The sequence below is a fragment of the Pedobacter namyangjuensis genome (genome assembly GCF_003313325.1).
Taxonomy (GTDB): domain Bacteria; phylum Bacteroidota; class Bacteroidia; order Sphingobacteriales; family Sphingobacteriaceae; genus Pedobacter; species Pedobacter namyangjuensis.
The window spans coordinates 640,035-662,541 of record NZ_QMHQ01000003.1; the positions used below are offsets into that span (position 1 = coordinate 640,035).

Below are 22,507 nucleotides of genomic sequence, written 5' to 3' on the forward strand. Positions count from 1 at the left end.
ATTCTTTTGTTGAGTTTCTTTATTTGTTTTTCTTAGTATCTGTCTTTTCTTTGGTTGTACTTACAGGCTTAACCTTTTCTTTAGCTTGTGTAGTACTTTTTTCTACTTTGGTTTTTTCCGTAGCAGGTTTTGCTTGTTGTTTCGGCTTATCTTTCGGAACTACCGGTTTAACGTTTGCAGCTTCTGTAGTTGCCTTTCTAATTTCATCAGCAATTACGCTTTTAATAGTAGAATCTACAGACTTTTTAACAACTGCCGTGCTATCAAAAACGAAAGTAGGCTTGGATGTTTTTTTAACCAATGTAGAATCGGTCTTTTCTGCTACTATTTGGTTTACGTATTTTAGGTTAATGGTGCGATAAGCATTCCATCCCACCATCGGCATTGCTTGTTTATAAAATGCCAGCAAGTTGCTCAACTTTGTTTCTATAAAATCGGCATTGCCTAAAATAATACGTTGGTTACCTACCCTTGGAACCAGTTCAATATCTTTTTTATCGTTTACATAAATTTGCTCAAACTGTGCATCCCAAAGTGTATCTTGTTTTGCGTAAAGCGCAGTCTTGTACAAATCTTTTGCCAAAGGCGTAAGCAAAGTATCTACCCTGCCGCTAAAACCTTCTAAAATATTTCCTGTTGCCACTAAAACATTAGCTGTAAAATTTGGCGACATTGGCATTTTTAACCCTTTACTATCCACATAATAATCTTGTCCGCCAGCATTTAAGATTCGTAATACAGGTTGGCGTTGCTTAATCTCTATACTAATAACACCATCCATATCTGCATAAACCTTTACAAAAGCAATGTAAGGATTGGATTTTATGGTATTTTCTATTTGATGCGTGTTAATGTTAGCCAGGCTACGACCAATTAGCTGACCTTCACCTTCCTTTAAAATCGCATCAATTTCATCACGTTCAATAAAATTATCGGCACCCGGAATTAAAATTTCAACTTTAGTAACCTTAACTTCTTTTTTCTTTACGCTGATGAAACTCATAAGCACAACAATTCCCGCAAGGCAAAATAGCCATGCAAACCCTTTAAATATCGCTTTCCAATTTACGCTCTTAAGCATTTGTTAAGGTATTTTTTAATGGTTGAATTAATGTATCAATATCGCCTGCACCAACAGTCAAAAGTAATTCAGGATTTTTATTCTTTATGCGCTCCACTACCGAATCTTTTCCACATAATTCTTTGTTATCATTAGTAATTTTTTCTAATAAAAATTGCGAATTAATCCCTTCTAATGGCAATTCTCTAGCCGGATAAATTTCCAACAGTAAAATTTCATCAGCTGTGCTTAAAACTTTTGCAAATTCATCGGCAAAATCTCTAGTGCGTGTAAACAAATGTGGCTGAAACAAAACAGTTAATTTCTTATCAGGATACAATTGCCTAACTGCATCAAAACAAGCCCTAAGTTCCTCAGGATGATGTGCATAATCATCTATATAAATATGATTTGAAGTTTTTACAATGGTTTCAAATCTTCTTTTTACACCTTTAAAAGATGCCACAGCTTTTTTAATGCTTTTCGGGCTAATGCCTAAACTTAAAGCAACACCAATTGCAGCAACAGAATTTTCGACATTATGCTTACCCGGCATAGCTAAGCTTAAATATTTTATAGTAGTATACCCATCGGTAAAATCGAATACAAAGTTGCCGTCAGCTACGCGAATATTTGATGCTTTAAGCGCAGATTCATTCATCGCACTGTAAGTGATACCGTTTAGTGGCAGGTTATCTTTAACGAATAGCTTTCCGCCTTCTTTTAACTGGTCTGCAAAAAGGTGAAAAGATTCTTGCAAATGGCTCTCGTCTCCATATATATCCAAATGATCGGCATCCATAGAAGTAATTACCGCTACATCTGGATGCAGGGTTAAGAAAGACCTATCATATTCATCGGCTTCTACAACAACCACGTCGTTTTTTCCGAAAAGCACATTGCTATCATAATTTGTGGTAATGCCACCCAAAAAAGCTGTGCAACCGAAGCCTGTATCGGTAAGAAGGTGAGCGATCATTGATGAAGTAGTGGTTTTACCATGTGTGCCCGCAACAGCTATACAAAACATTCCTTTGCTAATAATCCCTAAAACTTCAGAACGCTTGTGCAACGTAAAACCATTGTTCTTAAAATAATTTAACAGTTTCGAATCTTTAGGAATTGCTGGTGTAAAAACAACTAAAGTATCTGGATAGTTTTCCTGAAAAGCAATTGGCAAAGATGCTTCATCGTCAATATATGAAATCAGAATCCCTTCGCTTTCTAGTGTAGTAGTTAAATCGGTGTGTGTTTTATCATAACCACAAACCACAACACCACGTTTAGCAAAATAACGTGCAAGCGCACTCATACCGATACCACCGATACCAACGAAATACACTCTGTTTATTTTACTTAATTCCATTTTTATTTGATTTGAGATGTGAGAACAGAGATTTGAGACGCAGTGCCCAAATTCATATCCCCTATCTAATGTCTTATTACTTATCGACTAATTTCAACACTTCATCCGCTATAACGGTGTCTGCATCTCGGTAAGCCATTTTACCAATATTCTCACTCAGAACTTCGCAACGTTCCTTGTTTTTCAATAATTTTAATGCTTCGGCAACGAGCGTATCTTCTGCAGAGCGATCTGCAATTAAAACAGCTGCGTCGTTTTTAACCAATGCTAAAGCATTCTTTGTCTGATGATCTTCTGCAACATTTGGAGAAGGCACCAAAATTACCGGTTTTTGAACCAAGCAAAGTTCAGCTATAGTTCCTGCTCCCGCTCTCGAAATCACCAAATCCGCTGCCGCGTAAGCTAAATCCATTTTATTTAAAAACTCTAAAATAACCACGTTTGGATGGTAATTTAGCGTTAATCGTTCTACTATGCTGTTATAATAATATTTACCCGTTTGCCAAACAACTTGCACATCGGCGGCAATAATTTCTGGCAAATGTTTTTCTATACTTTTATTTAAAGTACCGGCGCCTAAACTTCCGCCAGTAACCAAAATTATTTTCTTTAATGGATCTAATTTCAACAACTCCGCACCTGCGTGATGTTTTCCTTTAATATCTACTATATTTTCGCGAACCGGATTTCCGGTAAGCGTTATTTTATCTGCCGGAAAGAATTGCTCCATCCCTTCGAATGCAACACATATTTTAGCAGCACCTTTGCCTAGCATTTTGTTGGTAATGCCGGCATAAGAGTTTTGCTCTTGGATCAAATATGGAATTCCCTTCAGTTTTGCGGCATACAATAACGGACCAGAGGCGTAACCACCAACGCCAACTACCGCATCTGGCTTAAACTCATCGATCAACTTCATTGCTTTGCGTACACTCGAAAGCACTTTAAACGGCAGGCCTAAATTTTTTAAAATAGAGCCACGCTGAATTCCACTTATATTTAAACCCTCAATTTTATATCCTGCAGCGGGAACTTTCTCCATCTCCATTCTGCCAATAGCACCCACAAACAGAATCTCGCAGTTTGGCGAAATACTTTTTAGTGCATTGGCAATAGCAACGGCGGGAAATATATGCCCGCCTGTGCCACCACCAGATATGATAATTTTTGGGAAATTATTCATTGTTTTTTAAGCTTAAAGCAGAAAGACCAAAGCTTAAAGCTTAGCTTTCTACAATTTTTTACTTTCTTTTTTTTATCCTTTATTAGTTCAACTTTGGTATTTCAGTTTTTTTACCCCATCGCCGGTATAGTACCAACAATAACTTTTTCTTTATCTTTTTTCTCGCTATACTCTTCTACGTCTCGGCTTACGCTTAAAATAATACCGAAGGCGATACTGGTAAAAATCATAGATGTACCGCCCATACTAACCAACGGCAACGGCACCCCTGTTACAGGACCGAGACCAACGGCTACAGCCATATTTGCAAACGCCTGAATGGTTAAACTAAAACTTAACCCAGCAGCAAGCAAAGCTCCAAATGCTTTCGGACTTCGAGTAACAATCCGTACACATCGATATAGCAGAACCAGGTATAACACCATAACAGCTAAACCTCCTATTGTTCCATATTCTTCGATAATAATGGCAAAAATAAAATCAGAATATGGGTGCGGTAAAAAGTTACGCTCGGTGCTATTACCTGGGCCCTTGCCAAATGCGCCTCCAGTTGCCAATGCAATTTTTGAGTGGTCTGACTGGAATGTCTTATCAGAATGTTGTAATTCTGGGTGTAAAAATGAGTTGATACGAGATTTATAGGTTTCTCTACGCGGACCTAAGAAGACCACAAACATTAACAGTACTACACCTCCTACGCAAACAATTGCTATTTGCTTAATACTAATACGACCAATGATCAACAGCAAAATACTAACCCCAAAAAGCATTAAAGCTGTAGATAAGTTTGCTAACGCGATTAAAATAAAAACCACACAAACCGATCCCATAATTGGTACAAATGCATTTTTTACATCTTTAATATTTTCCTGCTTTTTGGTTAACATTCTTGCTAGAAATGTAATAAGTGCAAGTTTTGCCAAATCTGATGTTTGAAAAGTTAATCCGATAACGGGCACCTGCACCCAACGTGCTGCACCGTTTAAATTAGTACCAAAAGCCAAGGTGTATAGTAGCAGTGGCAAGGTTATAATCATCAATATTTTTGAGATACCGGCATAGTATTTATAATCGAGCAGGTGCGAAATATAGATCATGAAAATACCCAACAGTACAAAGATGATGTGTTTAACAAACACAAACTTCTCTACTGTCATATTCTTTTTATAGGCGATTGCGCCAGTTGCGCTATAAACTGCCATAATCGAGATCAGAGAAAGCATGATGATAATCAGCCAAATCCATCGATCTCCTTTAGTACGTGCCAATAACTTATCTATACTGAATTTGTTTCCAGCAGATGTTTGCTCTTGATCGTCTTGATCTATATGTGCATTGCTAGTATACATATCTATAATTCTTTAACGGCAGCTTTAAATTGGTTGCCTCTGTCTTCGTAATTTTTAAATAAATCGAAACTTGCACAAGCAGGTGACAGCAACACCGTATTACCTTTTTTAGCAATATGATAAGCTACTTGTACTGCTTCCTCGGCAGAAAAAGTATTTACAATAATTTCCACATCATCTTCAAAAGCTTCGTGAATACGCTTGTTATCTTTACCTAAACAAACGATAGCCTTTACCTTACTACGCACCAAGTCTTTAAGCATACCGTAATCGTTACCTTTATCTACACCACCTAAAATTAAAACCACATCTGTACCCACACTTTCTAATGCATACCAGGTAGAGTTTACGTTGGTTGCTTTAGAATCGTTAATGTAGGTTACATCAGATATTTTGGCTACGAACTCCAAACGATGTTCAATATTCTTAAAGTTACCCATGCTCTCGCGAATGGTTTCATTACGTAACTCTAATACTTTAGCTACTATGCCCGAAGCCATAGAGTTGTAAATGTTGTGCTTGCCTTGCAAAGCTAACTCAGAAATTGACATGGTAAATTCTTGTTTTAGTGGTGTGTTGATGTGTAAGGTATTGTCTTGTAGATATGCGCCACTCTCTACCTTTCTTTGGATTGAAAATGGATATTGTATTGCGTTTATTGTTATTTTAGGAATGGTGTTCTGCGTCTCCTCATCGTCTGCACAGAAGATGAAAACATCATTTTTAGTTTGATTTTGAACGATGCGCATTTTCGAAGCTGCATAGTTTTCCATCTTATAATCGTACCTGTCCAAATGATCTGGCGTAATGTTTAAAAGAACAGCAATATCAGCTCTAAAATCAAACATATCATCAAGCATAAAGCTCGAAATCTCTAATACGTACCAATCAAAATTTTTGTCGGCCACCTGAGCTGCAAAGCTCTGACCAATGTTACCCGCTAAACCAACATTTAACCCAGCATTTTGCAAAATATGGTAGGTTAGCATGGTAGTTGTCGACTTACCATTAGAACCAGTTATGCAGATCGTCTTTGCATTTGTATATCGCTTTGCGAATTCTATTTCTGAAATAACAGGAATAGCATTTTGCTTTAAGGCTTTTACAATTGGCGCCGTACTTGGTATGCCTGGGCTCTTTATAACTTCCGTAGCATTTAAAATCAGTGCTTCGGTATGTTGTTTTTCTTCAAAAGCGATATTTAATTCTTGCAGGGCGATTTTATAGCGATCAGCAATACCGCCAAAATCAGATACAAAAACATCAAAACCTTGTTTTTGCGCCAACTTAGCTGCACCAACCCCACTTTCTCCCGCACCAAGAATTACTACCCTTTTGTTTTCCATTATCTCAATTTTAACGTAACTAAAGTGATAATTGCCAACATGATACCGATAATCCAAAAACGTGTAACGATTTTAGCTTCGTGATATCCTTTTTTCTGATAATGATGGTGTAACGGCGACATTAAGAAAATTCTTCTACCCTCGCCAAAACGTTTTTTAGTGTATTTAAAATAACTTACCTGTAACGTAACCGATAAAACTTCTACCAGGAAAACACCACATAGAATCGGGATTAATAGTTCTTTACGAATCATGATGGCGAAAACCGCGATGATACCACCAATAGTTAAACTTCCGGTATCGCCCATAAAAATTTGCGCCGGGTAAGAATTGTACCAAAGGAAACCTACGCAAGCCCCAACAAAAGCTCCAGCAAAAATCAATAACTCTCCAGAGTTAGGAATGTACATGATGTTAAGGTAATCGGCCATAACGGTGTTACCAGAAATGTAGGCTAGAATACCTAGCGTAAGCCCAATTACAGCAGACGTTCCCGTTGCCAGGCCATCAATCCCATCGGTTAAATTTGCACCGTTTGAAACCGCAGTAACAATGGTAATTACGAAAAACATAAAAACTACTACAGCATATTTTTCATAACCATCGCCTAAAAACTTAAGAACTTTGGCGTAATCAAATTCGTTGTTTTTGTAAAACGGTACATTGGTTTTGGTAGATTTTACATCTTGTGTATAGTAAAAAGTTTCGCCTTTTTGCCTAAGCACCATTGGTGCTGCATGGGTTGTTTTAGCAGACTCATCAACTGTTTGCCTAACCACAATATTTGGATGGTAAAACATAGTTAAACCCACAATTATAGCCAAACCAACCTGACCAACAACTTTAAACCTACCTGCTAAACCTTCCTTGTTTTTTCTGAATACTTTAATGTAGTCGTCTAAAAAACCTACTGTACCCATCCAAACCGTAGTTACGATCATTAGAATAACGTAAACGTTAGTGATGTTCGCAAATAACAAGGTAGGGATTAAAATACCTAACAAAATCATGATACCACCCATAGTTGGCGTACCTTGTTTTTGCATTTGTCCTTCTAAACCTAAATTCCTAACCGTTTCGCCAACTTGTTTGCGGTGCAAATAATCTATAATTCTACGACCGTAAACAGTTGTAATAATTAACGATAATACGATAGACAAAGACGCTCTGAACGTTAGGTATTGGAATAACCTTAATCCAGGAAAATCATAATGTTTGTGCAGATATTCGAATAATAAATATAACATTAGCTGATAGCGTTTAATTGTTCGGTTAATACTTCTTTATCATCAAAATGATGCCTTACACCATTAATTTCTTGATATTTTTCATGTCCTTTACCAGCAACCAAAATAATGTCGCCAGGTTGTGCAATGTGGCAAGCCGTTTTTATAGCTTCTTTTCTGTCTAGAATACTTAGGGTTTTACGCCTATTGGTAGGGGAAACTCCTTGTTCCATTTCTGTAATGATAGTTTGTGGTTCCTCTGTTCTTGGATTATCAGAAGTTAAGATCACTTTATCGCTCCAATCGCAAGCAACTTGTGCCATAATTGGACGTTTAGTCTTATCTCTATCGCCACCACAACCAATTACGGTAATAACTTGTTCGGTACCTTTTCTAATGTTTGCAACCGTACTTAATACATTTTGAACTGCATCTGGCGTATGCGCATAATCCACAATCCCAATTACGCCTTCTTTAGAAACCATATAATCGAATCTGCCTTCGGCACCTGCCAAACTGCTTAAAATGGTTAAGGTTTGTAGCTTGTCTTGTTGCAGCAAAATAGCAGTTCCATAGGCAGCTAAAAGGTTATAAGCATTAAAAGAACCTACCATTTTGAAGAAAACATCCATATCATCGATATTTAAGTTTAAGCCACTAAACTTGTTTTCGATAATCTTTGCCTTAAAATCGGCCATCTGTTTTAAAGCATAGGTTTTTTTGTTTGCTTTGGTATTCTGCAACATTACCATACCATTCTTATCATCAGCATTGGTTAATGCAAATGCATTTTTGGGCAAGTTGTCGAAGAATTCTTTTTTCGCTTTTAAATAGCTATCAAATGTTTTATGAAAATCTAAATGATCGTGCGTGATGTTAGAGAATATGCCACCTACAAAGGTTAACCCGGCAATGCGATGTTGAACAACGGCATGAGAACTAACCTCCATAAATGCGTATTCGCAACCAGCATCAACCATGTTTTTTAACAAAGCATTTAATGCAATTGGATTCGGCGTTGTATGCGTTGCTGGAATTACCTCTTCATTAATTTGATTTTGTACCGTAGAGATTAAACCTACATTATAACCTAAGCCACGAAACAACTGAAATAACAAGGTAGCAATAGTAGTTTTACCATTTGTACCGGTAACGCCAACCAAATTAATTTTGTTCGATGGATTTCCGTAAAAATTACTAGCTACTATACCTAGTGCTACAGAAGAATTATCTACCTCTACGTAAGTAACGTTTTCATTTATTTCGGCAGGCATTTGCTCGCAAACAATAACATTAGCGCCAGCCTCAATAGTTTGCAAAATGTATTGATGGCCATCTGTTACCGTGCCTACCACTGCAAAAAATAACGTACCGCTTTTTACCTGACGAGAATCAAAAGCTAAAGCATTCACTTCAGCATCTGGCTTACCCACCAAACTCTTAATTGCTACGCCGTAAAGTAAATCTTGCAGTTGCATACTCATTTATTTTTGAATGACTAAATTTTGAATGATCGAATAGCTAATCCACTAACTCCTCACTCAGTAATTCTACCCTTCTATTTTTATTGTAATTCTAATTGTACTAACAAACCTTTGCCAACCTTGGTACCTGCAGCAATGGATTGCCCTATCACCTTACCGCTTCCTCTAACCTTTGTTTTTAACCCGGCGTTACCTAGCAAATACATAGCATCTTTTAGGCCCATGCCATTTACATTCGGCATAATACCTTTAACAGGTGTATTTTCTTGGTATGCTATACCATTGCTTGTATCAACTGTGTTAAAATAATCTGATTTAGCTGCATAAAGCGCCTTAATACCAAAAGCATTATATACTTTTTTCACCGCTTTGCTCTGTCCGGCTTTTGCGTCTGGAGCCGTTGTGTTACCAACTAAATTCTGCTGTACATTGTTAATCATCTGTACATCTCCAGCATAGATGCGATCGGCAATTTTTCTAAAAACCGGACCAGAAATTGTTGATCCGTAATAGCCGTTTTTCGGATCATTGATCACAACGATTAAAGAGTACTTAGGTTTATCGGCCGGAAAATAACCTACAAATGATGCCTGATATTTCTTGTTAAGTTTATAACCTAAATTATCATTAGCTACCTGAGCTGTACCCGTTTTACCAGCAATTTTATATAAAGGATTAAATACATTTTGCTTACCGCTACCATTGGTAACCACTCCTTCTAACATCGCTTTTACTTTGCTTAAGGTTTTGTCAGAGCAGATTTTATCGTCTATCACTCTTGCTTTAAATTGCTCTATCGGATTACCCAACCTTCTAATTTCTTTTACAAAAATCGGCGCAACATATCTTCCATCATTTGCAACTGCATTATAAAACGAAAGCATTTTTAAAGGCGTCAAATTCATTTCATAACCATAAGCCATTTGTGGCAAAGTCATATTTTTATTCCAGCTTTTATTCGCTTTGATATTTTTAACAACTGGTTGTGCCTCACCTGGAATTTGAAGTTCCATTTTTTTATTGAAGCCCCACTCATACAAATGATCAGTAAATTTCATCGGATCACCACTGTAATTGTCGTTTATTAGCTTCGCGATTGCAGCGTTTGATGATTCTTCGAACGCTCGTTTAACGGTTACCATTTCATCTTTAGGGTGAGAATCTGTAATTCTCTTTCCTGGAATTTGATACCAGCCCGTTCTAACCATTGTATTGGTATCTACAAGACCATCTTCTAACAAAGCCATGTAAGACGCCAATTTAAAAGTAGAACCCGGATCTTGATTACCAGCAATTGCATAGTTGAAAGACTCTTTGTAAACGCCTTCGGCCATTTGCGTATAATTAGCAACAGCTCTAACCTCTCCGGTAGCAACCTCCATTAAAATTGCAGTTCCGTGGTGTGCATTAGCAGTAATTAAACCCTCTTTTAATGCATTTTGGGTTAAATCCTGCATGTTAATATCGATGGTAGAAATAATATCCGCTCCGTCTTTTGGCGCCACTTCTGCATCCCTATTAACAGGCACCCAGGTTCCTCCGCTAATCCTTTGCATCATTTGCCTACCACTTTCTCCATTGATGTAATTACCGTAAGCACCCTCTAAACCTACCCCATTTGCAACATTCTCATTTTTGTAACCAATAGTCCTGGCGGCCAAATCTTTAAATGGCATAATGCGTTTGTTTTTTTGGATAACCATTAAACCACCCGTATGCTTACCTATATTATATAAAGGAAAAGTTCTAACTACTTTAAGTTGCTGATACGAAACTTTACGTTTTATTAATACATAACGAGCACTATCTTGTCTCGCTTTGCGTAAAAACCTTGAATATTCTTTAGCAGATTTATCTCCAAAAAAGCCAGCCAGCTTCATAGCCAACGAATCTACTTTGGGATTAAAAACTTTGTCTTCCTGAATTCCACCAGCAAACATATCCATACGCAATTCGTACTCAGGAATAGAAGTTGCCAGCAAACTACCATCGTTAGAATAGATATTTCCACGAGCAGCTTCAATTTCAAACTCTTTGGTAGAAAGGCTATCAGCCATAGCTTTCCATTTTTCGCCTTGCACAAACTGCACCTGACCCAACTTCAACAGTACAGCAAGGGCGAAGAGTACTATTAACCCAAAGGCCAAGTACACACGCAATAATATGTTTGCTCTAATGTTCATTGCTTTTTATAATTATCTTTTTCGGTGGTTCTATTAATTCTTTTATACCTAGCGTATCAACTTTTTTTGCTACTTCCGTTAATTTGCTTTTAAACATTAAATCAGCTTTCAGCGATTTATATTCCCAGCTCAATTCTTTTACTTCTTTATTTAGCGTACTAATTTTTCTAATATTTGAAATTGCCATGTGGCTATTTGCGATGTAAATCATCACCAACACACAAACAAAAATCAAAAACGGCAGCATATCCGTTGCCGACTCTTTAGTAATTACTCCTTCTGTAAAAAATTTCCTTAAAAAGGCAATTGTTTTACTATCTCTTACAGGCTCTTGAACCTCCTCTTCTACCCGTGGTTGTTCTTCCTCTTCCTGCTCTTCTAACTTTTTTCTGAATTGGTTATTCATAACTTTTCTCCAATTCTTAATTTTGCACTTCTAGCTCGGCTATTAACCGCTAGCTCCTCATCGCTCGCTATTACAGCTTTTCTTGTAATGACTTTAAAAGGCTTTTGTTCGTTACCAAAAAAATCTTTCTCAACCTCGCCCCTAAATTTGCCTTTTGCAATAAAACTCTTAACCGGCCTATCTTCTAAAGAATGATAAGACATCACCACCAATCTGCCACCCGGTTTTATCACTGATGCCGTCTGTTCCAAAAAACTCTCTAACACATCTATTTCCGCATTAACCTCGATACGTAGTGCTTGGAAAACCTGCGCCATGTATTTATTTTCTTTTCCTTTCGGGATATGCGAAGCGATAACTGCTTTAAACCCTTCTAGTGTAGTTATTGGCTGACTAATTCTGGCCGTTACAATTGTTCTGGCTAATGATTTTGCATTTTTAACCTCTCCATAGATACCGAAGATTTTATGCAACTTATCTTCATCATAAGTATTAAGAATTACCGCAGCGGTTAACGAACGCTGTTGATCCATTCTCATATCCAAATCAGCATCGAAACGAGTAGAAAAACCTCTGCTTGGCTCGTTAAACTGATGAGATGAAACACCTAAATCTGCTAAAATGCCATCTACTTGTTTGTAGCCTAATAAACGAAGGTTATTTTTAAGGAAACCGAAATTCTGATCTACGAACTTGAAACGAGGATCATCAATTTTATTTCTTTGCGCATCCGGATCTTGGTCGAAAGCAATCAAAACACCGTCTTTACCTAATTTTTTTAATATCTCTCTAGAATGGCCACCACCACCAAAAGTTACATCTACGTAAACTCCAGAAGGGTTAATAGCCAAACCATCCAAACACTCTTGCAACATTACCGGAACGTGGTAGTTATTTTCCATCTTCATCCCTCCTATTTTTACTACCCATTACTTCTTCCGCCAATGCAGCAAAATTCTCCGGAACGTCATCAAAAAGCGAATCGTAAGATTTTTTATCCCAAACCTCAATTTTATCCAATTGGCAAGCCAAAACAAGCTCACCAGAAATCCCCGCATACTCAGCTAACGACTTCGGCAAAAGCACACGACCGGCGGCATCTAGCGTTAATGGCATAGCACCACGCTGGAAAGAACGAACGAATTCTCTGTTTTTTGCCTCGAACATATTCAACTTTGCTAATTCTGCTACTGTTTCGTCCCAAACTTTTTTAGGGTAAATCACTAAATTTTTCTCAAAACCGCGATTAACAACTAGACCCTCCCGCTCAACGTCAACTAATTGTTTCTTAAGGAGAACGGGCACCATAAGGCGTCCCTTCGCATCAAGTTTACAATCAAATTCTCCTATTAGTTGAGTCATTACGGTTTTAGCACTTTTTATGTAGTGTAAAAATAAATACTTCTACCACTTTTTACCACATTTTACCACAAAAAAGTTTTCAACACAAAAAGGAGTATTAAAAACCGCTAAAACGATATAAATTTTGAGGATTTGAGAAAAATAGAAAATTTGAACAGGTTGGTTTTATTATAGGAATTAGCATTCTAATACGAAAACAAAATGTGTCATTCGCTCAAAAAAACTCAAAATCGCTTAAAAGTGTTACAAAGTGGGAAGATTTTTCAATCGTTAAAAGATTAGCAACTTAAAAACACAAAAAAGCCCTGCCAATAATATTGACAAGGCTTAAAACAACTATTACTACTATACTAATTTCCTATGTTATAATATTTTTGTACAGCGTTATAGTCATTCAAATTAATCTGCGGGATATTACCCAAAGAGGGAACACCGCCCGGAATGATAATGTAACGATATTCTATTGCAGTAGGTAAGGACGTGCTATTGGAATTATCAGCCGTAAACCTAGTGATGATAAAGCGATTTAGCCTAGGCAAAAACGAAATAGTATTTAATTTGCCTCCTGCATTACTAATGTACGGCAAAGGTTGGTTTATCGACGCAATTTTCATATAAATTTGAACGGCACCCCGTTCTAAAATCTCGCTAGTTAATGAAGTTGCTTTCAAATCTACTATCCTCATTAACGTTGCGTCAATGGTAGTATCTCTAGGATTCACAGCCCTAATCCATCCAGAGTAAATTACATTTGCAGTACCCCTAAGCGATAATGCCACCCCCCAACCGGTAGTGGTCTTCGGACCGTACATACTGTAAGTCGTTTTATCCAAATAATAGTCGCCCTCGGCACCAATTTCGAAGCTCGGCACAACAGTACCACTCAAAATCCTACTACCTGCTGCGCCATTAGCTCCATTAGTTCCATTTATTCCATTGGCACCAGTTGCTCCCGTTGCACCAGTTGCTCCTGTAGCGCCGTTTTCACCATTAGCACCTTTCATCGAAAACGGCACACCCCAACCCGTTGCCTTTTTTGGCCCGTAGAAGTTGCTTGTAGTTAAATCAAGATAGAAATCGCCTATCGACCCTAGTGCAGAAGCAGGCTGTCCAGCTCCGTTCAGAATTGTGCTACCTGCCGGACCAGCAATACCTTGTTCTCCCTGAGGTCCCCGATCTCCCGTTACTTTCTTACATCCTAAAAAAGCTATAGTTGCCATAATCATTATCACAACACCTAATAATAAAGTTCTTTTGTTTTTCATGGTTTGTAGTTTTAGTTCTCTTTGATTTCAGTTACAACACGAGCAAGTTGCCCCATCGTTTCTAAAACTAAAACTAAGTACAACGAACAACAGATTCTTTTGAAATTAGCGAACTGACAATTGCAACGAGCGAGCAGCTATTCCTGATGAGTTTAACACATTTACAAAAACGAAAAAAGGATAGTCTTTCGAACTATCCTTTTTGTTAATTGCAATAAATCGTTATCTAATAACCTCGAAAACGATTATCCTTGTATGGCTTTTACGCCAGGCAACTCTTTACCTTCCATATATTCCAGTAATGCACCACCGCCAGTAGACACGTAGCTTACCTCATCTTCTAAGCCGAATTTAGCAATAGCCGCAGCAGAATCGCCACCACCAATTAAAGAGAATGCACCATTTTTGGTAGCTTCTACAACGGCTTCGGCAATAGCTTTAGTTCCTTGCTCAAAATTTGCCATTTCAAAAACACCCATTGGGCCATTCCATAATAAGGTTTTAGAATTTTTGATAGTTTCCGAAAACAATTCAACTGTTTTTGTACCGATATCCAATCCCATCCAATCAGCTGGAATATGACCACTGTCTACTTGATCTTTAGCCGCATCGTTATCAAATTTATCCGCAATTACGGTATCAACCGGAAGGATTAAGTTTACGCCTTTTGCTTTTGCTTTATCCAATAATTCTAAACATAGCGCCATTCTATCTTCTTCTAAAAGAGAAGTACCAATTTCGCCACCCTGTGCTTTGGCAAAAGTATAAGCCATACCGCCACCAATAATTAGATTGTCTACCTTATCTAACAAGCTTTCGATTAGCAATATCTTATCTGAAACTTTGGCACCACCCATAATTGCGGTAAAAGGCTTAGTTGCACCATGATTAACTTTTTCAGCATTTTTTAATTCTTCAGCCATTAAGTAACCGAAATATTTATCAGTAGGGAAAAATTGCGCTACAATGGTTGTAGAGGCATGTGCACGATGAGCCGTACCAAAAGCATCATTTACATATACATCACCTAATTTTGATAGTTTTTCGGCAAAAGCATTATCTCCTTTTTCTTCCTCTGGGTGGAAACGAAGATTCTCCAACAATAAAACTTCTCCATTATTTAAAGCCTCTGCTTTAGCCGCGGCTTCTTCCCCAACACAATCGTTAGCAAATTTCACCTCTAAACCTAACAAACTAGACAAGTCAGCTAAAATATGTTTTAACGAATATTTATCTTCAGGACCACCTTTTGGCCTGCCCAAATGCGACATTAATATCACTGAGCCACCATCGCCTAATATTTTTTTAATTGTTGGCAATGCAGCACGCATTCTTTTATCATCGGTAATGTTAAAATCTTTATCCAACGGCACATTAAAATCTACCCTGATTAAAGCTTTTTTATCCTTAAAATTAAATTGGTCTATCGTATTCATATTTTAGTTTAAATTTAAAATCATTTCATAATGTGGCCCAATTCCAGCAATCTCGAATTCGTTTGACACCGTTTCGAACCCTAATTTTTCATAAAAAGGCAAAGCCGATTTACGAGCGTTGCACCAAATATAAGAAGCATTGGTATTTTTAATGTATGTTACCGCAAATTCAACTAGGGATTTACCATATCCCTTGCCAGCAAACTCCGTATCTGTAGCCATACCCCGCAATTGATATCCCTCGCCTTGCTCTTTTTTATATTTTTTCGGAAAAAAGGAAGCGACACATGCTATTTCATCGCCCACATACACAGCCAAATGAAAAGCACCTTCTACTTGGTCTGTAGGGAAAACACATTCATTTAAGGGCAAGCCATTTCTTAAAATCTTGCTTCTCAAACCCAAAGTTAACTCGTACGGTATAAACTTAACCATTAGCTTGCGTTATTTTTTCCACCAAATCAACCAGTCGATTAGAATATCCAGATTCATTATCGTACCAGCCTACTACCTTAACCAAATCGCCTACTATGGATGTTAGTTGTGCATCAAATATACAAGAATGCGGGTTATCAATTACATCAACAGAAACTATTGGGTCTTCTGTGTATTGGATAATATTAACAAATTCAAACTCAGATGCTTTTTTAAACGCCTTATTTATCTCTTGTATAGTTGTTGGTTTTTTTAGCAGACAGGTAAAATCGGTTAAAGACCCATTTAACACCGGTACGCGAATTCCAGCTCCTCCCAACCTGTCGTTTAAGTGCGGGAAAATGTGTGTAATTGCTTTTGCTGCACCTGTTGTAGTCGGGATTATAGACGACGACGCAGCTCTGGCCCTACGCAAGTCGTTATGCGGCGAATCATGTAAATTTTGGTCGCCTGTCATCGAGTGTACTGTAGTAATATACCCCTCTTCCACACCCCAATTATCATCTAAAATTTTCACCATTGGTGCAACGTTATTTGTTGTGCAAGACGCATTAGATAAAATCGGTGCTGTTAGATCTATTTGCGAATCGTTTACACCTATTACAACCATAGGGATTTTCGAATCGGTTGCAGGAGCAGAGATTAAAACTTGTTTGGCGCCGGCCTGTAAATGCAAACTTGCTTTTTCAGTATTTGTAAATTTACCGGTGGATTCTATAACCAAATCTATTTTAAGCTCTTGCCAAGGCAATTCAGCGGGGTTAGAAACGGCATAAACAGTTATTCTTTTGCCATCAATAATCAGTGCATTTTCTTCGTGAGACACCACACCATTAAATACACCGTGGACCGAGTCGTATTTGAATAAATGCGCCAGCGTTTTTGGCGCTGTGATGTCGTTAATAGCAATAATATTCAGATTTCTCTTTAAAGCATTTCGTAAAAAAGTACGTCCGATTCTGCCAAAACCGTTTATTGCGATGTTCATGCCACAAAAATACCAAATTCTTTAAAGCAAAACTGAAAAGGCACAATATTTTAATTAACAGTTAGCCTAGGCCTGAGCTTTACTAGGGCCGAAAGTATCTTTAGTTAAAATATACGATAGCTTATAGCCAGGGTCTTTCCGCTTCCCGATCATGTAAGTTAATAAAGCGTTCGATAGCACACAAATAGCTATTAACACGGAAATAAGCGCAAAATTGCCCCAGTTTTGCATTAGAAGCGCAAGACCTATCATTACAATATTAAAACTTGCCAACACAATTACAATTTTATTGGCGTTTAGCCCCAAGCTTTGTAAACGGTGGTGAACATGATTTCTATCACCAGCAAAGGGCGATTTTTTGTTTATAATCCTGATAAAGAAAATTCTCAGTGAGTCGAAAATTGGCACTAACATTACCGCAACCGCAATTGCCGGTGCCGAGTAAAAGTTTGGATCTGGTTTAGCGCCCAGTTTGTTAAGCTCTATAAATTTTATGGCCAAAATTACGCAAACCAAGCCAACGATTAAAGAACCTGTATCACCCATAAAAATTTTAGCAGGTGCATAATTAAACACTAAAAAACCTGCTATTGCGCCAAACATAGCAAAGGCAATAAAAGCATAGGCATAAGCATCAGCTATGGCGAAAAAAACACCAAATGCCAAGGTAGAAATTAGACCTAATGTACCAGCAAGACCATCAACACCGTCAATTAGGTTAAAAGCATTATTAACAAAAATTATAACGGCCATTGAGAAAAGACTCCCCCATAACATATTAGTTTCCCAAATAAAGAACACCCCATAAAAACTGGTAAGCCTGAAATTACCTAAAAGAACCAATATGGTTGCCACAGTTATCTGCAACATAAATTTAGTTCTTGGGCTAACGCCATACAAATCGTCTTTTAAGCCTAGGGCAAACAAAATAATACATGATGTAATTAAGAAGTTTGCTTTTTGATAATTAACTGTGGTGGCAAAAAGCAATATAGCAATAGTAAAACTGCAGAAAATAGCCACCCCCCCTAAACTAGAAACTTGAATACGATGGTTTTTTCGATAACCTTCTGATGTATCAAAAAGACGGAATTTTAACGCGGTTTGAATGATAGACGGAATACCGGCAATGGAGATAGAAAAAGCCACTATCGCAATAGCGACATAAATAATAGGATTTCCGATTATCAGATCAACAAAAAACAACAACATTATAGGAATGTATTTTTACAATCAGTTAAATTAATTAATTTAATGGAAAAACTGCTGTATTTTCCTTATTTTTTTAAGAAATAAAGTTAGGTAAGGAAGTTTTATCCCATTTTCCCTGATTGCTTTTAAGTCATTATCCAAAGCATGTTTTCGGAGCTTTAGCGAAGCATTACTCATTCCGCCAGTACGCATTTTTACAATCAACTTATTAAGGTAAACTGCCTTTATTTTGTGTTTAAATAAAAAGCGTAACATTAACTCGTAGTCTGCCGCGGTTCCAAAGTTCAACGAATAGTTGCCATATTTTACAAATAAGCTTCTTTTTAAATACAAGGTGGGATGAGCGGGCATCCAGCCTCTTTTTATACCGCCAAGAGAATAAGGTTTGTCTTTCCATTTTCTAATAATCTTATTGGTATTATTTGGGTCGATGTAATTTAAGTCGCCATAAACGCCATCTGTTTGACTTGATGAAAATGTTTTTGCAATGGTCGAAATCACATCGTTTGTAGCCAGCATATCGTCGGCGTTTAATATTCCTATTATTTCGCCCTTAGCTAATGCAATTCCCTTATTTAATGCATCATACATACCTTTATCTTTTTCAGATAACAGAACATCAATTTTATCGCGATACTTATTTGCAATCTCCAAACTATTATCGGTAGAAGCTCCATCAATTAAAATATACTCTAAATCTGCATAATCTTGCGCAATTACAGAATTTATACAGCTTTCTAAAAACCTCTCTCCATTATACACTACCGTGATTAGGCTAATCTTCATATAGGCGCAACTTTAACTTGGATCGGCGGATTTTAAACAAACCGAAACTTAAAGTAAAGATAGCTAATAGCGGAATATAATCATCGATTGGGCAGTTAATCATAATAGCATATGTGCCAACATATAAAATATCGGCAGTAGTAGGACTAGCACTTGTACCATATTTATAAACAGTACAACTTGGTCCTACATCTTCAATACATTTTGTAGGAGTGATAATATTGTAACCTCCCCCACCGGAAGAGTTAGATATCCATTCAGAAGGACTACCTGCACCTAATGTAAAAGGAGTATGATAATTACGACTCTGAGTACCCGCAATAATATGGCAGCCGTCTACTCCATCAGCACTAAATGCACTTGTGTAGGCAAACAAAAAAATACTAGAAAATAAATATTTAACAACGGGGATGATAAATAGCAACTTTTTCATAAGCACTTATTTATCAGTTTATTGAACTTAATAAAAAACAATAAACATTGAGCGAATTATTTTAAAAAAATCGCCAGAGGAAATATTTTTTCGAGTTAGGAAATGGATTTTGTTCGAAAATTAAAATTATTAGTCTTTTCGATTTCGAATTTTGAAGAATAGCATCGAAGCTGATGATACAACTAGAAGCCATGCGTAATCGTCGATTGGGCAAGCAACCATTGCCGGAGTAGCAACTTTACCTTGTACCAAACTATTATTAGCGCAAGCTAAACCTAATACCTGACTATAACCTTGTAGACAAACACCGCAATTGGTTGAACCTGCTTGATACTTCGTTTGCGTAAGATTGATACAACTTGAAACAGCTGGGGCCGTGACTGAATTGCTGTAAACTGGGAAACCTAACAAATTAGACAGCAATGCACCAAGCGAGCTATTGTCAGGCTGTGTATAAACTATTTGGCTACCAGAAATTAAACAACCCGCTTTGGAGCTATAGGAAATAGCAAATACAAAAAAAAGTAGACAAGAAAATCTGAAACGCCACATAGCAACAACCATTGTTTGTCGCTAAAATAACAGCGCTACGCTATAGAGGTGTTATTCAGTTTGTTCAAGAAGACGGCAAAATTTGATCTTTCTGAGTTAGGATGCAATAACTGATCTGCTTTTGGAAAGATAAAAGGCAGTTAAGGCTGTTGTAAGTAATATTACAATCCAAATATGATCATCAATAGGGACGTTCATATCAGGATTTACTTTATAAGAAGTAACCTGTGTTCCAGTATTAGCGCCCACAATACATCCATATGGTGCATCATATGTTACGGTATAATTAAAAGACATCCAATTTGAATTAATGTAGCCCGGCATCGCGTTTGCATTAGCATTCCCTTGATAATTTAACGGATAAGAAGTTCCATCTAATGAGAAAATTGGTCGATTGCTATTGCTTTGTATACCATTCCTTACTACATATATTCTATTATTTACAAGACAACCTACGACCTGTCCATTAACACTGGAAACGAAAAAGACTAATATTGCTGAAGCTAAAAGCTTAAAAAAAACGTATAAATTCACAACAAAACAAATGAGTGTTCAAACATATTAATTAAAAATCAGAAACTGAACAAAATGAACAAACTATTCCCTTAGGTTGTAAAATTGCTCTTTCCGACAGCCCCAACATCAACTGCATTGTTTAAACATTCATTTTCCGTACCATGATCTTAAATAATTTAAAATAGATAAATTAAAGCCGTATTAGATGTTTCAACACGTATAATCAACTTTTTTCTGTCCAGGAGATATTAAATGATAGGTTTTCAGCGGGGAAAAAATACCCTAAACGAGATATTATTCCCCATAAATTAGCAAGCACGTTTTTTTCCTAACTATTTCTTTTGCGGAGTGCTTTTACAGATAAGCCACCAATAGCTATTAAAATTAACGCTGAATAATCGTCGATTGGGCAGTTTATATTTTGCTCAGTAAAACTAGTAACATTCCCGTAATAGAAGCCACCACCACTTTTTGCCACTACACACTGCTTCCCTGTAAAATTATGCATGTTAGATGTTATACCACATACGGGATCGCCTGAATGTGTTACGATATGATGCCGAGTTCCGTTGTACAATTCATTATTTGGTGCTCCTCCTACCGGATAAGTCCCCGCCGGCCCATCATAAACGGCGCTTCCGATATTACAGCCTAGATCTGCGAAAGAAGCATTACATGATAGAAAAATAATTAAAGCAACAAATAAAGTAGAGCGAAAATATTTTGTTTTAACGAAATCCATTGAGACTTCGAAAAACAAAACAAAAGCCTAGTTTAACACTTTTAGATGTAACTACATTTATAAAACACTTTAAAATAAGTGCTTCTTTTTAATTGTTAAAACCCCCAACCCCGCCAGTCCTAAAATCATCAAGGGGGTATAGTCATCGATTGGGCAGGGCAGTGGTCCATAACTAACTAAAGTCCCATAGGAACTCATACTCTCATAACCGGCGGTCGTATTTGTAATATAACAAGAATTACTACCGCCTAATGGCCTCAAGCAATAAATGGATGAGGCGCCTTCAACCCTGTCGTTAAGTGTCCTAAAATAGTAGTTCGGCACGCCGTATCGTTGATTTTGATAATTTCTGTACAAATTATTTGTTGACGATAAACATCCAGTTTGTGCGTAACCGAATCCAATGCCTATAAACAAACTTAATAACAAAAGACAAATACGTTTCATAACAATATGAAGCGTCTTTTTAAATTGAGATGGTTCTTTATTAACGCACTTTTAAAAGAATAAGTTTTAACACTTAAAATTTTACTGCGGATTTACCCGACAAGCGTCTTCTAATAAATAAAAAACCAAATCCGGAAACACCCAAAAGCATCTGAGGAATATAATCGTCGATTGGGCACTTCGCAATATCATATTCAACTAAAACACCATAATCCAAAGACCAACTTAAACGACAACTCTGCTTAGGTTTTATTTCGTTGATTATCTTTGCATAATTCGTAGAGTTCGAAGCATTAGAAGGACAACTGGATGAAATAGAATTTTGCCAACTGCCTGTAAATAATTGATCTCGATAAACTTGACCTCCATACAAACAGCCTTCTGCCGCGGAAGCAATATTTCCTATAAAGAAAACCAAAACTATAATTATAACAAATTTACAACTGCGCATATCATCTAAAAGGTAGCACTAGTCAAAACCTATTCCATAAAGTTGTTTAAACAACAAAAACAAGCTACAATACAGTCAGTTAACTATTTACACATTTATTGAAATAGTTACTTAAAAAGCCCACCCCGAATTGAGAAAAAATTTTCGCATTATCCGTAATAAATTGCACAATGATAATTTTTAATTAAAGGTTAACATCAATTGATTTGCTTGAAATACTTTTTTTAAGCATCTTTAGCTATAATTTTAAAATCCTATATGTTTAAATGTTTACGACCA

General features: G+C 37.0%; 22 protein-coding genes. All 22 read right to left on the bottom strand.

All coding sequences use genetic code 11. The features are described from left to right. Positions 1-19: 19 nt before the first annotated feature. The 22 genes from DUT69_RS14630 to DUT69_RS14735 all read right to left on the bottom strand — a co-directional run bounded on the left by DUT69_RS14630 (position 20) and on the right by DUT69_RS14735 (position 22,195). Positions 20-1,081: a cell division protein FtsQ/DivIB gene (locus tag DUT69_RS14630; protein ID WP_113653986.1), complete on the bottom strand. Its 1,062-nt coding sequence runs from the start codon at positions 1,079-1,081 to the stop codon at positions 20-22. After that, positions 1,074-2,426 (bottom strand): UDP-N-acetylmuramate--L-alanine ligase, encoded by a 1,353-nt coding sequence (murC, locus tag DUT69_RS14635; protein ID WP_113653987.1) that lies wholly within the window; start codon positions 2,424-2,426, stop codon positions 1,074-1,076. The genes DUT69_RS14630 and murC overlap by 8 nt, the downstream gene beginning before the upstream one ends. Positions 2,427-2,502: 76 nt before the next feature. Beyond that, positions 2,503-3,609 carry an undecaprenyldiphospho-muramoylpentapeptide beta-N-acetylglucosaminyltransferase gene (murG, locus tag DUT69_RS14640; RefSeq protein ID WP_113653988.1) on the bottom strand — a complete coding sequence of 369 codons (1,107 nt, stop codon included), beginning with the start codon at positions 3,607-3,609 and terminating at the stop codon, positions 2,503-2,505. Between the two features lie 110 nt (positions 3,610-3,719). Then, positions 3,720-4,832: an FtsW/RodA/SpoVE family cell cycle protein gene (locus tag DUT69_RS14645; protein WP_240186737.1), complete on the bottom strand. Its 1,113-nt coding sequence runs from the start codon at positions 4,830-4,832 to the stop codon at positions 3,720-3,722. Positions 4,833-4,960: 128 nt separating this feature from the next. Continuing rightward, on the bottom strand, positions 4,961-6,304 hold the full coding sequence (murD, locus tag DUT69_RS14650) for a UDP-N-acetylmuramoyl-L-alanine--D-glutamate ligase (RefSeq protein ID WP_113653989.1): 1,344 nt from the start codon (positions 6,302-6,304) through the stop codon (positions 4,961-4,963). Further along, entirely contained in the window at positions 6,304-7,551 is a 1,248-nt protein-coding gene (mraY, locus tag DUT69_RS14655; RefSeq protein ID WP_113653990.1) for a phospho-N-acetylmuramoyl-pentapeptide-transferase, read from the bottom strand. The genes murD and mraY overlap by 1 nt, the downstream gene beginning before the upstream one ends. Further along, complete coding sequence (locus DUT69_RS14660; RefSeq protein WP_113654198.1) at positions 7,551-9,008, bottom strand: UDP-N-acetylmuramoyl-L-alanyl-D-glutamate--2,6-diaminopimelate ligase; 1,458 nt, start codon at positions 9,006-9,008, stop codon at positions 7,551-7,553. Before DUT69_RS14660 ends, mraY begins: the two co-directional genes overlap by 1 nt. An 86-nt stretch (positions 9,009-9,094) precedes the next feature. Beyond that, positions 9,095-11,197: a penicillin-binding protein gene (locus tag DUT69_RS14665; protein WP_113653991.1), complete on the bottom strand. Its 2,103-nt coding sequence runs from the start codon at positions 11,195-11,197 to the stop codon at positions 9,095-9,097. Continuing rightward, positions 11,187-11,603: an FtsL-like putative cell division protein gene (locus DUT69_RS14670; protein WP_113653992.1), complete on the bottom strand. Its 417-nt coding sequence runs from the start codon at positions 11,601-11,603 to the stop codon at positions 11,187-11,189. Before DUT69_RS14670 ends, DUT69_RS14665 begins: the two co-directional genes overlap by 11 nt. Beyond that, complete coding sequence (gene rsmH / locus DUT69_RS14675; RefSeq protein ID WP_113654199.1) at positions 11,600-12,505, bottom strand: 16S rRNA (cytosine(1402)-N(4))-methyltransferase RsmH; 906 nt, start codon at positions 12,503-12,505, stop codon at positions 11,600-11,602. The genes DUT69_RS14670 and rsmH overlap by 4 nt, the downstream gene beginning before the upstream one ends. After that, positions 12,495-12,965, bottom strand: a complete 471-nt coding sequence (locus tag DUT69_RS14680) for a division/cell wall cluster transcriptional repressor MraZ (RefSeq protein WP_113653993.1) — start codon at positions 12,963-12,965, stop codon at positions 12,495-12,497. The genes rsmH and DUT69_RS14680 overlap by 11 nt, the downstream gene beginning before the upstream one ends. Before the next feature lie 350 nt (positions 12,966-13,315). Beyond that, the gene (locus DUT69_RS14685; protein WP_240186738.1) at positions 13,316-14,230 is read right to left on the bottom strand and encodes a collagen-like domain-containing protein; all 915 of its coding nucleotides are present in this window, start codon (positions 14,228-14,230) and stop codon (positions 13,316-13,318) included. Positions 14,231-14,475: 245 nt separating this feature from the next. Beyond that, positions 14,476-15,666, bottom strand: a complete 1,191-nt coding sequence (locus DUT69_RS14690) for a phosphoglycerate kinase (RefSeq protein WP_113653994.1) — start codon at positions 15,664-15,666, stop codon at positions 14,476-14,478. A 3-nt stretch (positions 15,667-15,669) separates the two neighbouring features. Beyond that, positions 15,670-16,101 (bottom strand): GNAT family N-acetyltransferase, encoded by a 432-nt coding sequence (locus DUT69_RS14695; protein WP_113653995.1) that lies wholly within the window; start codon positions 16,099-16,101, stop codon positions 15,670-15,672. Continuing rightward, positions 16,094-17,089 (bottom strand): type I glyceraldehyde-3-phosphate dehydrogenase, encoded by a 996-nt coding sequence (gene gap, locus DUT69_RS14700; RefSeq protein WP_113653996.1) that lies wholly within the window; start codon positions 17,087-17,089, stop codon positions 16,094-16,096. The genes DUT69_RS14695 and gap overlap by 8 nt, the downstream gene beginning before the upstream one ends. Positions 17,090-17,155: 66 nt before the next feature. After that, positions 17,156-18,301: an MraY family glycosyltransferase gene (locus DUT69_RS14705; RefSeq protein ID WP_113653997.1), complete on the bottom strand. Its 1,146-nt coding sequence runs from the start codon at positions 18,299-18,301 to the stop codon at positions 17,156-17,158. A gap of 39 nt (positions 18,302-18,340) precedes the next feature. Then, on the bottom strand, positions 18,341-19,087 hold the full coding sequence (locus DUT69_RS14710) for a glycosyltransferase family 2 protein (RefSeq protein WP_113653998.1): 747 nt from the start codon (positions 19,085-19,087) through the stop codon (positions 18,341-18,343). After that, positions 19,077-19,520 (bottom strand): hypothetical protein, encoded by a 444-nt coding sequence (locus DUT69_RS14715; protein WP_113653999.1) that lies wholly within the window; start codon positions 19,518-19,520, stop codon positions 19,077-19,079. The genes DUT69_RS14710 and DUT69_RS14715 overlap by 11 nt, the downstream gene beginning before the upstream one ends. A gap of 129 nt (positions 19,521-19,649) precedes the next feature. Continuing rightward, complete coding sequence (locus DUT69_RS14720) at positions 19,650-20,084, bottom strand: hypothetical protein (RefSeq protein ID WP_113654000.1); 435 nt, start codon at positions 20,082-20,084, stop codon at positions 19,650-19,652. Between the two features lie 84 nt (positions 20,085-20,168). Continuing rightward, on the bottom strand, positions 20,169-20,396 hold the full coding sequence (locus tag DUT69_RS19300; protein WP_162796322.1) for a hypothetical protein: 228 nt from the start codon (positions 20,394-20,396) through the stop codon (positions 20,169-20,171). 520 nt (positions 20,397-20,916) lie between these two features. Further along, complete coding sequence (locus DUT69_RS14730) at positions 20,917-21,330, bottom strand: hypothetical protein (protein WP_113654002.1); 414 nt, start codon at positions 21,328-21,330, stop codon at positions 20,917-20,919. Between the two features lie 520 nt (positions 21,331-21,850). After that, positions 21,851-22,195 carry a hypothetical protein gene (locus tag DUT69_RS14735; RefSeq protein WP_162796323.1) on the bottom strand — a complete coding sequence of 115 codons (345 nt, stop codon included), beginning with the start codon at positions 22,193-22,195 and terminating at the stop codon, positions 21,851-21,853. Between the last annotated feature and the right edge of the window lie 312 nt (positions 22,196-22,507).

What these genes read in the sequence shown, in the direction of transcription:
- DUT69_RS14630 (WP_113653986.1), bottom strand. Translation starts at nt 1,081, where the DNA reads ATGCTTAAGAGCGTAAATTGGAAAGCGATATTTAAAGGGTTTGCATGG.
- murC (WP_113653987.1), bottom strand. Translation starts at nt 2,426, where the DNA reads ATGGAATTAAGTAAAATAAACAGAGTGTATTTCGTTGGTATCGGTGGT.
- murG (WP_113653988.1), bottom strand. Translation starts at nt 3,609, where the DNA reads ATGAATAATTTCCCAAAAATTATCATATCTGGTGGTGGCACAGGCGGG.
- DUT69_RS14645 (WP_240186737.1), bottom strand. Translation starts at nt 4,832, where the DNA reads ATGCTTTCTCTGATCTCGATTATGGCAGTTTATAGCGCAACTGGCGCA.
- murD (WP_113653989.1), bottom strand. Translation starts at nt 6,304, where the DNA reads ATGGAAAACAAAAGGGTAGTAATTCTTGGTGCGGGAGAAAGTGGGGTT.
- mraY (WP_113653990.1), bottom strand. Translation starts at nt 7,551, where the DNA reads ATGTTATATTTATTATTCGAATATCTGCACAAACATTATGATTTTCCT.
- DUT69_RS14660 (WP_113654198.1), bottom strand. Translation starts at nt 9,008, where the DNA reads ATGCAACTGCAAGATTTACTTTACGGCGTAGCAATTAAGAGTTTGGTG.
- DUT69_RS14665 (WP_113653991.1), bottom strand. Translation starts at nt 11,197, where the DNA reads ATGAACATTAGAGCAAACATATTATTGCGTGTGTACTTGGCCTTTGGG.
- DUT69_RS14670 (WP_113653992.1), bottom strand. Translation starts at nt 11,603, where the DNA reads ATGAATAACCAATTCAGAAAAAAGTTAGAAGAGCAGGAAGAGGAAGAA.
- rsmH (WP_113654199.1), bottom strand. Translation starts at nt 12,505, where the DNA reads ATGGAAAATAACTACCACGTTCCGGTAATGTTGCAAGAGTGTTTGGAT.
- DUT69_RS14680 (WP_113653993.1), bottom strand. Translation starts at nt 12,965, where the DNA reads ATGACTCAACTAATAGGAGAATTTGATTGTAAACTTGATGCGAAGGGA.
- DUT69_RS14685 (WP_240186738.1), bottom strand. Translation starts at nt 14,230, where the DNA reads ATGAAAAACAAAAGAACTTTATTATTAGGTGTTGTGATAATGATTATG.
- DUT69_RS14690 (WP_113653994.1), bottom strand. Translation starts at nt 15,666, where the DNA reads ATGAATACGATAGACCAATTTAATTTTAAGGATAAAAAAGCTTTAATC.
- DUT69_RS14695 (WP_113653995.1), bottom strand. Translation starts at nt 16,101, where the DNA reads ATGGTTAAGTTTATACCGTACGAGTTAACTTTGGGTTTGAGAAGCAAG.
- gap (WP_113653996.1), bottom strand. Translation starts at nt 17,089, where the DNA reads ATGAACATCGCAATAAACGGTTTTGGCAGAATCGGACGTACTTTTTTA.
- DUT69_RS14705 (WP_113653997.1), bottom strand. Translation starts at nt 18,301, where the DNA reads ATGTTGTTGTTTTTTGTTGATCTGATAATCGGAAATCCTATTATTTAT.
- DUT69_RS14710 (WP_113653998.1), bottom strand. Translation starts at nt 19,087, where the DNA reads ATGAAGATTAGCCTAATCACGGTAGTGTATAATGGAGAGAGGTTTTTA.
- DUT69_RS14715 (WP_113653999.1), bottom strand. Translation starts at nt 19,520, where the DNA reads ATGAAAAAGTTGCTATTTATCATCCCCGTTGTTAAATATTTATTTTCT.
- DUT69_RS14720 (WP_113654000.1), bottom strand. Translation starts at nt 20,084, where the DNA reads ATGGTTGTTGCTATGTGGCGTTTCAGATTTTCTTGTCTACTTTTTTTT.
- DUT69_RS19300 (WP_162796322.1), bottom strand. Translation starts at nt 20,396, where the DNA reads ATGCCGGGCTACATTAATTCAAATTGGATGTCTTTTAATTATACCGTA.
- DUT69_RS14730 (WP_113654002.1), bottom strand. Translation starts at nt 21,330, where the DNA reads ATGGATTTCGTTAAAACAAAATATTTTCGCTCTACTTTATTTGTTGCT.